The sequence below is a fragment of the Planctomycetaceae bacterium genome (assembly GCA_041398785.1).
Classification (GTDB): domain Bacteria; phylum Planctomycetota; class Planctomycetia; order Planctomycetales; family Planctomycetaceae; genus JAWKUA01.
In genome coordinates, this window is the sequence record JAWKUA010000015.1 from 30,316 (window position 1) to 41,858 (window position 11,543).

Sequence of the window (11,543 nt, forward strand, 5' to 3'; positions counted from 1 at the left end):
GCAATGAACGCCCTGCCACGCGTACGCGATAAGAACGTCGTGACTGAGCTTCCGTGAGCCGCCACGGCCAACAGCAATTCTGCTGACGAAATCGCGTCGACATCATGAGGAAGCTTGCTGAGACACTATCCACGCAGTTTCCGACGCATCAACGACAGTAAGGAGTGCAGCATGTCCATTGGCACCACCGACCCGGGCCGGGAACGAACCTCGCCTCGCAGGTACGAAACGCCGTTCAAGACCTCTGACACTTGAAACATACCCGGAACAGCGACGACCAGGCTTGCCTCGCGAATCAGAACAGCGGCGACAACGCGCGAATAGTACCTTCACCCATTTCGCGCCAGAACCCGGACCTGGACGGGCCGCTCTCACAGTTCGCTGCCAATTTCAGAAAGTATTGCGAAACTGACTCGATGGCCGCAGGCGAATAGCAGACTTGCATGACTTCGTAATTTAGAAACAGGCTGCGCATATCAAAGTTGGCCGAACCGACAGCGGCAAACTCCTGATCTACCAGCATGGCCTTGGCATGCACCATGCCCTTGAGGTATCGCAGCACCGTGCCGCCAGCTCCCTGAATGTCGCGAAGCAAACTTGCTGCCGCCAGATCCGATAGGAGATGGTTTGACCTGCGCGGCACCAGGATGCGAACATCAACGCCGCGCTGAGATGCGAACATGAGGGCTTCGACCAATGCGTCGTTCGGCACGAAATACGGAGTGACGATCCATATCCGCTGTGACGCCCGATAGATGGCGGTCACGCTGACAGAATAGATTGGATCATTGGGAACATCCGGGCCCGCAGGCAGAATCTGGACGAGCTGTGAACCGGCCCGTGTTGACAGATGCTCCGACGGCAAGTCGATTTCGACGTCGCCTGTGGCAAATCGCCAGTCTCCGCGAAATACGGTCTCCAGGTGTTCCGCAGCGGGTCCTTCGATGACCAGCGACAAATCCTGCCAACCCGCACCTGTTGTTTCCGGGTAGATATCTTCCTGCGTCAGGTTCATGCCTCCGGCAAAGGAGATGCGGCCGTCGGCAACGAGGATCTTGCGATGATTCCTCAGGTTTGTGTGGGTTCGAAACGGAAAGTCAACCACGGGCTGAAAAACCGCGAACTTGCCGCCACAGGCGATGAATTCGTGGAAGAATCGGTGATGTGTTCTCAAGGATCCCAGACCGTCCACAAGGACTCTGACATCGACCCCATTTCGCGCCTTGTGCGCGAGTTTCTCCAGAACCGCTTCCCCAAGACTGTCGCGGGCGAAGATAAAAGTCGCCAGGCAGATGCGGTTCTGCGCACGGTCGATCAATTCCATCAGGTGCTGGTAGCCCGAAACACCGTTGTCGCAAATCGTAACTTTGTTACCGCCGGTCACGGGGGCGGTTCCGTAGGTACACAGGGATTGGCTGAAGTCGTCCATCAGGCCCCGGGGAACCGACTGGTCTTCACGAAAGCGGATGCTTGCCGCGCGACGTGCCTGCCTGAGTTTGCGCCCCCCAAAAACGAGGTAAAGTGCCGTGCCCGCCAGCGGCAAGGCAACAAACGTAACCAGCCATGCCATCGTGCCGCCGGGCGAACGTCGATGTCGCAGCATGTGCGCGACGCCGGCGATAGCCAATGAGTAGCTGAAGATCAGTATGGAATGTCCGAATAACCAGGACTCAAACATCGACATGGGAATCAGTCATCCTGCTGGAGTGTGGCCGGAAGGTGATTATCGGCCAAACAGGGATCGCAGTTGAAAGTCTGGTGGAACAGTGTGCCGGTACCGAGTCGAAGGCAGCATCATTCAGCTGCCGGGATGCTCGGAAGTCAGCATGTCTGCCAGTTCTTCATCCTGCCCGACGACCACCGATACGGAGCAACCCGGGCCTTACATCCGGCCGACGGTGTGAACGAACTGCTGATGATACTGAACCGTCGGGCAGCGACGACAAACGACATCCGCAACATTCAATGCGACTGACCCTTCAGGCAAAACATCACCGACATCGCGGTACAGCGGAACGCCAGTGATCTCCGGGTCATGCGGACAGGAAGATTCTCATCGTGTCGAGCGACCGTCTTGCGGCGTCACTGACTTTCACTTCCGAGCCGTCTTTTCACTTTCCTGTCGTCCGGTGATAAGAGCTTCGCCTACCGTTGAAACCGTCCGCGTTTCAGCCAGCGTGTGTTCCGGTACCTGCAACATGTTGCACGGGAGAAGGGTCAGAAGGAAGCCGACGCCGGCGACGACCGGGGCTGCTTCATCCTCTGCGAAAACGTTGGCGGAGCAATCCAGCCGATCAGAACCGGGAACGTTCTACTTAGATTACCTCCCTTTACCGACACGTCGGGCAGCGTGGAAGACCACTTCACTGCAGCATTCGGTCCTCGTATCGTAGAGTCCGGGTGACGTCTCGAATGTGATTCCGAGCATGGCCGACGATTCGTGGCGAGGTCAATCGGGTGTCGATATGCGACTTCAGAGCACCGCCTGGCAATGCCTGGTCCGGACCATCAGAATCAGGCTGACATGTCTGACAACGCTGAAACCAACTCTACCTCGACCACGCAATCCGGTCGCCTGAGCCATTTGACGCTGGCGGCATTGGGGATCGTCTACGGCGATATCGGCACAAGTCCGCTGTATGCGGTGCGCGAATGCTTTCGGAGTGACGGAGGTCTCGACGTGACTGCCGCCAGCGTGCTTGGTGTGCTGTCGCTGATATTCTGGGCTCTGGTGCTGGTCGTGTCGTTGAAGTACCTGACGTTTGTCATGCGGGCCGACAACGACGGCGAAGGAGGCATTCTGGCGTTGATGACACTGGCAGTACCCCGCCGCCGGCAAGGCGGCTCGGCAGCGTTTTTTACGCTGATGGGGCTGTTTGGCGCGGGTCTGCTTTATGGTGACGGCATGATTACACCTGCCATCTCGGTACTCAGTGCAATCGAAGGCATTCACGTTGCCACGTCGGCTCTGGATCATCTCGTGGTGCCGATCACGCTGGCAATTCTGCTCGGTCTGTTCCTTGTCCAGCGGCGAGGCACGGCGCGAATTGGAAGACTGTTCGGCCCCGTGATGTTGCTCTGGTTTGCCGTGCTGGTGTTGCTCGGCACATTCGCAATGGCCCGCAATCCGGTGGTGCTGCAGGCGATCAGCCCGCATCACGCCGTGCAGTTCCTGGCGGCCAACCGACAAGCGGGATTTGTGATTTTGGGCGTCGTATTTCTGGTGGTGACGGGAGGCGAAGCGCTGTACGCCGACATGGGACACTTCGGCGCCCGGCCCATTCGCCTGGCATGGTTCGCCCTGGTGCTGCCGTCGCTGGTGATCAACTATTTCGGCCAGGGAGCATTATTGTTGGCGGATCCCACGGCGACACGCAACCCGTTCTATTTGCTGGCACCCGAGTGGGCACTTTATCCGCTCGTGCTGTTGGCTGCCGCGGCAACTGTCATTGCGTCGCAGGCCGTCATCTCAGGCGCATTTTCGTTGAGCAGCCAGGCTGTCCAGCTTGGCTTCCTGCCGCGGACGCGGATCATTCACACATCCAAAGACGAACGCGGACAGATCTACGTCCCGACCGTCAACTGGCTGTTATTTGTTGCGGTGATCGGACTCGTACTGGCATTCCGCACGTCCAGCAAGCTGGCGGCTGCCTACGGTATGGCAGTCACTACGACGATGGTAATCACGTCGATCCTGTTCTACATCGTGGCGCGGCGGCGGTGGCACTGGCCTTGGTGGGCGGCCGGTGCGATTGTCGGATTGTTCATACTCATCGACCTGACGTTTTTCGGGGCCAGCCTGTTCAAGATTCCGGCCGGTGGCTGGTTTCCGCTGCTGGTCGGAGCGGCAGTTGCTGTCACGATGACCACCTGGCGTCGCGGCCAGCAAGTGGTTGCCGACGACCTGGCTGGAAGGCTCGTCACGACCGATGTATTGTTGAACGACATCGCCGCCGAACCGCCGATGCGCGTGAAGACACCTGCCGTCTATCTGACAAAAGACCCCAGAGTCGTTCCGCTGGCGCTGCTGCACAACTTACGCCACAACAGGGTTCTGCACGGTCCCGTGGGCCTGCTGACGATTGAGATCGAAGAGCAACCCTGGGTGCCCCTGGGAGGTCGCGCGGAAGTGCAGCCGATAGGCGAAGGCATCTATCGCATTGTGGCCCATTATGGTTTCAGGCAACGCCCAAACGTACCGAACGTGTTGGATCAGTGCCGTCAGTACGACCTCGACTTGACCGGCCCTGACACGACGTTTTTTCTGGGACGAGTGACCCTGGACGTATCGCGGCGTCTGGTTATGAGCCGCTGGCGGAAGTACCTGTTCGTCTGGCTCTCCCGCAATTCGGACGATGCCAGTTCGTATTTCGGCATCCCGCCCGAGCAGGTCGTCGAGATTGGTCTCCGGCTGCAGTTGTAGGGAGTATCCGCTCGTGTTGCTGCCTTCCTTTCAAAGGCACCTCAACGGGCGAAAACACCACACGACGGGAAGATTTGAAGTGGAAAGCGCAGCGATGACGGCAAAAGCGGAAATCCGTGAAAAAGCTCAAAGTCTGTTGATGATGTGCATGTTGGCGCTGGCCGTGGGGGTAATTGGTGGAATTGGAGCGTGGCTGTTTCGGCTGCTGATCGGGCTGCTGCACAACCTGTTCTTTCTGGGAAAGCTCGCGTGGGGATACGACGCGAATGCGCACACAGCCAGCAATCCATGGGGCACGGGTATCATTGTCGTGCCGGTGCTCGGTGCGCTGCTGGTTGCATGGCTGGTGAAAACGTTCGCGCCTGAAGCCAGGGGGCACGGGGTTCCGGAAGTGGTGGATGCTATTCACTACAACGGCGCACGGATCCGGCCAATCGTGGCAGCCGTCAAGTCGCTGGCGTCGGCCATCTGCATCGGCAGCGGCGGGGCGGTAGGTCGGGAAGGCCCGATCATCCAGATCGGCAGCGCGTTCGGCTCGACCCTGGGCCAGGTCATGTGCGTCCCCGCGCGGCAGCGGATCACGCTGGTCGCGGCCGGCGCGGCGGCCGGCATCGCCGCCACATTCAACGCACCGCTGGGCGGCATCGTTTTTGCCATCGAACTGCTGTTGATCTCAGTGAACGTATGGAACCTGCTTCCCGTCGCTCTCTCCACGGTCACCGCCACGTATATCGGCCGGGCTCTTTTGGGAACCTATCCGGCGTTCAACATCGCGCCGCTTCGCGTCGATGAGTTCCAGCTTGGCTCGCCCTGGCTGCTGCTGCTGTTCGGTCCATTCGGCGCCGTGATGGGTCTTGCGTCAGTCGTTTTTGTGAAAGGAATCTACTGGGCAGAGGACCGGTTCGAATCGCTGCCCGGCAACGACTATTCGCGACACGCGTGTGGCATGCTGCTGGTTGGGATCATGCTTTGCGTTATGTGGCAAATGACGGGCCGGTACCACGTGGAAGGGATTGGCTATGCCACGATTATGGACGTGCTCACCGGAGCACTGACGAATCCGGCATTCCTGCTGCTGCTGTGCGGACTGAAGTTGACGGCGACTTGTTTGACGCTTGGTTCCGGCGGTTCCGGCGGCGTGTTTTCGCCGGCGCTGTTCCTGGGCGCGACACTGGGCGGGGTGTTTGGACATGTGGTGAGCTGGCTGCTGCCTGGAATCCAGATCGACGTGGTCGCGTTCGTGCTGGCCGGCATGGCGGCGATGATCGGCGCCTCGACCGGCGCAATGCTGACCGCCGCCGTCATGCTGCACGAAATGACCGACGACAATAACGTCGTGCTGCCGGTGATTGTGACTACCATGGTGGCCTGCGGCGTCAGGAAGTTTGCCTCTCCGGGCAGCATTTATACGCTCAAGCTCCTTCGCCGTGGCCACGTCGTGCCGGAAGGGCTGCAGGCCGCACTGGACGAAGCACGGACGGTGGAGCATGTCATGGAAAAGACGTTTCGGATTGTGGATGAGGCGAAGGGAGCCGGCGACACCGGGGCGGTGTCAGGTGTCACCATCGTTGGACGCGAGGGACGAGTCGTTCGCGTGGTGCATCCCTTCGGCTCCATTGGCGCAGCGTCCGACCATACGGATAGCGGCGACGAAATGTTCGTCATTCTCGGACCAGGCACGCCGCTGGTGGAAGCCATCCGCGAGATGCAACGGGCCGGTGCCGGCTGCGCCGTGGTATTTGCCCGCGCCGACTCGGACCGCGTCGAAGACGTCGCTGGTGTCGTGACTCTCCGCGAACTCAGCATCTATCGGACAGAGCTGGCCGACTTGTTTTGATGTCGCAACCGCTGTTGATAATCGCGACGAGTCCGTCCAGCTCCTGGCACCAGCGGCAAAGGAATCGGCGGCCCACACTGACGTGAGCACCGCCCAGATGGTAAAAAGGGGAGTTGATGCTGACGCCAGTCGAGACAAATGAATGAGCCAGCTGTCATGACAACGAATCTTACGCAGCAATTCTATGATCGGATCAGTCATGCCTACGACCTGATCGCCGATGGCGGTGAACGCGAAGCCCGCGAGCGTGGCCTGGAATGGCTCAACGTTCAGCCGGGCGAGTCGGTTCTCGAAATCGGTTACGGCACCGGACACTCGCTGGTGCAGTTAGCAAATTTGGCCGGCCCGAACGGCCAGGTGACCGGAATTGACATATCGCCTGGTATGCGCGACGTGGCCCGGAAACGCGTGTCGGAAGCGGGTGTCGCGGGCCAGGTAGAACTTCTCGTTGGAGCGGTCCCCCCACTGCCGATGAAGGACGACTCGTTTGATGTCGTAACCATGAGTTTCACGCTTGAACTGTTTCCGCTGGATACGATTCCCGCAGTACTGGCAGAATGCCGTCGGGTGTTGAAGCCGGGAGGCCGACTCGGCGTGGTCAGCATGGCATCGGTCAAAAGTGGCGACGAAGAGAGTTTGCTGGAACGCACTTACGTTTGGATGCACACTCACTTTCCGCACATTGTCGACTGCCAGCCCATCCCCGTCGAGCAAATGATCGCCGAGGCAGGCTTTGCTCTGAACAAACAGGAGCGCATTTCGCTGTTCACAATGCCTGTCGCGGTGGTTGTGGCCGGATAACGCCGGGTCGATTGCCACCTGTGCGGACGATGCTGGTCACCATTCGTTTCAGGCGAACTTCGAGTTGTGACACCGAGCTCCCGGGGCGGGTCTGCGGCCATACCTGGCGAATCGTGTGCAGTGTCAGTCAATGCCCGGGTCTAATTCGAGTGCCTTTTCGCGATCGATCCTGGCCTTGCCATTGTCGCCCAGTGACTCATAGGCTCGGCCGCGCATCAGGTAGGCACGCGCGAAATTCGGCTTTAACTCGATGGCCCGCGTGAAGTCACCGATGGCTGGAAGAATCGCATCACTGTGTGACAGCCGGGCAAACCCGCGCGCGTACCATGCATCAGCGTTTTCCGGGTCGTCCTGAATCGCCTTGTCCAGGTCAGCCATTGCCTGCTGTTTCACGCTTCGGTCAACCTGAGTCATCTTCCCGTAGTCGTTCTTAGTAACGTCTTCGACCTCCTGCATTTCATCGACTTCCGAAAGCTTTTCATTGCCTCGGGAAACATCTTCCTCGGATGTCGTTCCGGCCCTGGGCGAACAACCCGTCGCAAGAATGACCAGTAATCCGATCGACAGGATCGTGAACGTGAAGCGCATGAATTGTTTCTCCTTCCTCAAATAGTGATTTTCGCCGTCATTGGCATCACGGCCCGACCTCATCTGCGGCCGGCAAAGGCGACCCGCGCCAGACATTTTGCCACTCAACCAACCCGCTGAACGTTTCAGACCGCCGATGGTTGTACAGCATCTGAGATTCGCTCGAGCATTTTGCGTTCCGTTTTGTGTTTATGCAGCCGCTTCGGCAAGCGAGTACAGCTGAAGACACGACCTCTCGTTCGGAAAGGATTCGGTCCGGGAAGATGGGGGACAGCTTCGACCAGTCCTTCCATCGAAATCTGATGGCAGGTTGCCTGTGCCCGTCGGAACAAGGCACTGCGGTTCAACACGCTGTACGCTGTCATCCTGCTTGTTTGCCAACGATTCTCCTGATCTTCGACGAGAGGAGTTTGTTGCCATGACTTCACGAGCGAGCTGCGAGTGGCGTGACTGAGGAACGGCGTCAGTCAGCCGGCGTTGCCGTTTGCGAATCGGTGATGACGCGGTGGAAACACTCGGCAACGCGGCAGCGGTCGGCTTCTTCCGGCAGTCCAGATTGCGCCCCGTGTTCAATTAGCTTGGCCTGGTCGAGCAAGGCACGATGAAACTCCGTGTTGGTCGCGCGCCGTGCGATTTCACCAATGGCGTTCAGCAGCGCAAGGCACACTTCCAGGTTGCCTCGGCCGTACTGCCGGAGAAGGCTGAATGAGGATTCCGCAATGTGACGAAGCACGCGCCGTTCGACGAGCAGACGAACGACGCCTTCGTCATCGGACACGAACCTGAAAGGGGCCGCCAACTCGGCGATGCGACACAATCCGGCCCGCAAGTGATCGATTGCGATCATGGCAGTGATCGGGTCGTTGATCGCCGGCGACAGTGCCCGGACGGCCAGTTGCACCAACTGGTTGATGGGGTATTCCGGGTCCTGCTCGTGCGTCCGGTCTTTCCCAAGGACCAATGCCGCAGTGCAGACGCTGTCCAGATCACCCGATGCAATGCCTGTCGCCGACGAAAAGGCGATGCGGTCGCCGTGTGCGACAAAGTCGCCGGCATACACGCAAATGCGAAACAACAGATCGTGTTGCTTCGCGACAGCGGCCAGCATCTGGTAATCGATCGCCTGAACATAGCCGCTGCCGGTTGCCGACACGGGAGCTCCGGCCGCCGCAAGGGCATCGATCAATGGAGCGGATATCTCGCAGTCGACGGACTCGCTGGGACTCACGAATTCACGTTCAATCGTCCGCGCAAGATCGGCTCCGACCGCTGCGACAATGTACGGCGCCTGCAACGACGTCGACAGATGATTGATGAAATAGATCAACTCGCCCAGGCTGGCCAGCGCCAATACGATGGCAACCGTCACCGAAACGTGCGGTACAAATTCTGCTCCGCCACCACTGCGCACTGTGCGCAACACCAGCAGGCAATAGGTGAACGTGCCGATAAATGTTCCGACCGCAAGCTGGTCGGCCGTGTCGCTGAGAAACGTACGAACCAGCCGCGGACCAAACTGCGATGACGCCAGCGTTAGCGCAACAATCAGGATGGAGAACACCACACTGAAGATCGTCAGCATCGATGCCGCCAGCATGGCCAGCAATGTTCGCGCACCTTCGGCACCGCCGGTGTACAACCAGATCATGACATCGTGGCGGTCCGCCGGGCGCAGCGCGTAGTCAACGGCCACGGTCGCGGTCGACAAAAGAATGGCGCCAGTCGTCATCACGGCCGGCAGGAACCAGTAGCTGGAGCGAATCGAATCCCAGAACGTCAGGAGTCTCATCATCAACTGGCACCCTTCTTCACCGAACCAGAACAACAACGCTGTGTGGCTGAACCGGATAGAAGTTTGATGCGACGCTCGGTTCCGCGCCTTCTTCGATGATGTCATTGGGAGTCGGCTGAGCCGTGTCGACCGCACGGCGCCACTGGCCTGGCGCGCCTTCGTGGATACCGAACTGCAGCGACTCACCGGATGCATTGATCATCACATACAGGTCATGATCGCCCTGAGATTCGCCGTGCAGGCAATAGGCCAGCGTGTGCGAACTGTCCGACATGTCGACCGCGTGAGAGGTTCCGTACCAGGAGATATCATCCCGCCAGAAGTGGGCTCGGCCGATCGATGGGTGACGTTTGCGGAAGGCGATCATCTGCCGGAAGAAGCGAAACATGTCTCGATGTTCATCCAGCCGCCGCCAGTCCAGCCACGTTGTGGCGTTGTCCTGATTGTACGGATTGTTGTTGCCACCCTGAGTCTGCAGAAACTCGTCGCCCATGCGAAACATGGGCGTGCCGGCGGACAGCAGCAGCAGGCAGCAGAAGTTCTTCACCTGCTGTTTCCGCACCTGCAGAACTTCGGCCGATAAACCGTCATCGCCCTCCCAGCCGCAGTTGGAACTGAAATCGTTGGCTCCGTCGGTATTGTCATGGCCGTTGGCCCAGTTTCGCCGCTGGTTGTATGAGACCAGGTCATACAGCGTAAAACCGTCGTGCGAGGTGATGTAGTTGACGCTTTGCCGAGGTCGGCAGGCGTTCAGCAGATCGTCGGGAAACAGGTCGCTGCTGCCGTACATACGAGTCATCAGATCGGCGACCAGTCCTGTATCGCCGCGAACAAATCGCTGCAGTGTGTCGCGATAGTGCGCGTTCCACTGCATCCAAAGCTGGCCAGGGAAACCGCGACCGAGCTGGTACGCGCCACCGGCATCCCACGGTTCGGCGATCAGGCGGATGTCGGCCAGTTCCGGTTCGGCCGAGATTTGTCCGAAGATCGGCGGATCGTCGGGACTGACCGAACCGGATTCGCTGCGAGTGAACACCGACGCCAGATCAAAGCGGAACCCGTCGACATGCATCTCCGTCACCCAGTACCGCAGACTGTCGAGAATCAATTGTCGCACTGCTCGGTTGGCGGTATGCAGCGTGTTGCCGGTGCCGGTAAAGTTCTGGTACGGGCGAGCCGGATCGCCGGTGAGCAGATAATACGTGCTGTTGTCGATTCCTTTGTAGCTGTAGATCGGCCCGCGCTGATCACCTTCGCAGGTGTGGTTGTAAACGACGTCCAGAATCACTTCGATGCCCGCCGCGTGCAAAGCCTGAACCATGCCCTGGAATTCGCAGTGCTGCTGACAGTCGAGCGGCTGACACGAATAGCCATGATGCGGCGCGAAGAAACCGAGCGGCATGTAGCCCCAGTAGTTGCCGTCCTGCGGATCGAACTGAAACACGGGCATCAGTTGGACGGCCGTCACGCCCAACTCCTGCAGGTAAGGAATCCGGTCAACCACACCGGCGAACGTACCGCGATTCTGTTCGCTCACGCCCGAACTCTCATCGCACGTGAACCCGCGCACATGCATTTCGTAGATCACCAGATCCGATGTGCGACGCACCGGCCGGTCATCGCCCCAGTCACAGCCCGGCTCATGAGCGTGCAGCAGGGCCAGCGGCGCATGGCCTTCGTTCGAACCCGGCTGACGTGCCGCTTCGCGATCGAAACCGGGCGGAAAGTAGATCGACCGGGCATACGGATCGACCAGCAGTTTCTGGCCGTCGAATGCATGCATGGCAAACCCCGGCCCGGAAGCCGGCCCGTCAACTCGATAAGCATAATAGCGAGCATCGGGCGCCTGGCTGCGCGGCACCCGGCAGTGCCAGATCGGCCCGGACTTGTGTCGGCGAAAGTCCAGGTCGTAGCAGAACAGCGGACGCGTGAGTTCTTCGGCTCCATAAAGCAGCAGCGTCACTTGCTCGGCGTGCCTGGAATACAATGCGAAGTTCCAGGCATTTTCCCTCGCGATCCAGGAAACGCCCAGCGGAAACGGTGTGCCCGCACTCTGTTCTGATCCGGCGATCTCTGTTCTGTTCACCGTCCTGATCCAATCC

General features: G+C 59.3%; 7 protein-coding genes. 3 read left to right on the forward strand and 4 right to left on the reverse strand.

Annotated features, from left to right (window positions below):
- Positions 1–295: 295 nt before the first annotated feature.
- Positions 296–1,684 (reverse strand): phospholipase D-like domain-containing protein, encoded by a 1,389-nt coding sequence (locus R3C19_17405; protein MEZ6062119.1) that lies wholly within the window; start codon positions 1,682–1,684, stop codon positions 296–298.
- 840 nt (positions 1,685–2,524) lie between these two features.
- Here R3C19_17405 and R3C19_17410 point away from each other — a divergent pair.
- The 3 genes from R3C19_17410 (at position 2,525) to R3C19_17420 (ending at position 7,061) form a co-directional block, all read left to right on the forward strand.
- Positions 2,525–4,423, forward strand: coding sequence for a potassium transporter Kup (locus R3C19_17410; protein ID MEZ6062120.1), 1,899 nt, complete (start codon positions 2,525–2,527; stop codon positions 4,421–4,423).
- A gap of 79 nt (positions 4,424–4,502) precedes the next feature.
- Positions 4,503–6,260, forward strand: coding sequence for a chloride channel protein (locus R3C19_17415; GenBank protein ID MEZ6062121.1), 1,758 nt, complete (start codon positions 4,503–4,505; stop codon positions 6,258–6,260).
- A gap of 156 nt (positions 6,261–6,416) precedes the next feature.
- A complete protein-coding gene (locus R3C19_17420) occupies positions 6,417–7,061 on the forward strand; it encodes a methyltransferase domain-containing protein (GenBank protein ID MEZ6062122.1) in 645 nt (214 codons plus the stop codon).
- A 123-nt stretch (positions 7,062–7,184) separates the two neighbouring features.
- Here the strand turns inward: R3C19_17420 and R3C19_17425 are convergent, their stop codons facing one another.
- The 3 genes from R3C19_17425 to R3C19_17435 form a co-directional block, all read right to left on the reverse strand.
- Positions 7,185–7,649, reverse strand: a complete 465-nt coding sequence (locus R3C19_17425) for a tetratricopeptide repeat protein (GenBank protein ID MEZ6062123.1) — start codon at positions 7,647–7,649, stop codon at positions 7,185–7,187.
- Between the two features lie 463 nt (positions 7,650–8,112).
- Positions 8,113–9,441, reverse strand: coding sequence for a DUF2254 domain-containing protein (locus tag R3C19_17430; protein MEZ6062124.1), 1,329 nt, complete (start codon positions 9,439–9,441; stop codon positions 8,113–8,115).
- A gap of 16 nt (positions 9,442–9,457) precedes the next feature.
- Positions 9,458–11,527, reverse strand: coding sequence for an isoamylase (locus tag R3C19_17435; protein MEZ6062125.1), 2,070 nt, complete (start codon positions 11,525–11,527; stop codon positions 9,458–9,460).
- Positions 11,528–11,543 lie beyond the last annotated feature (16 nt).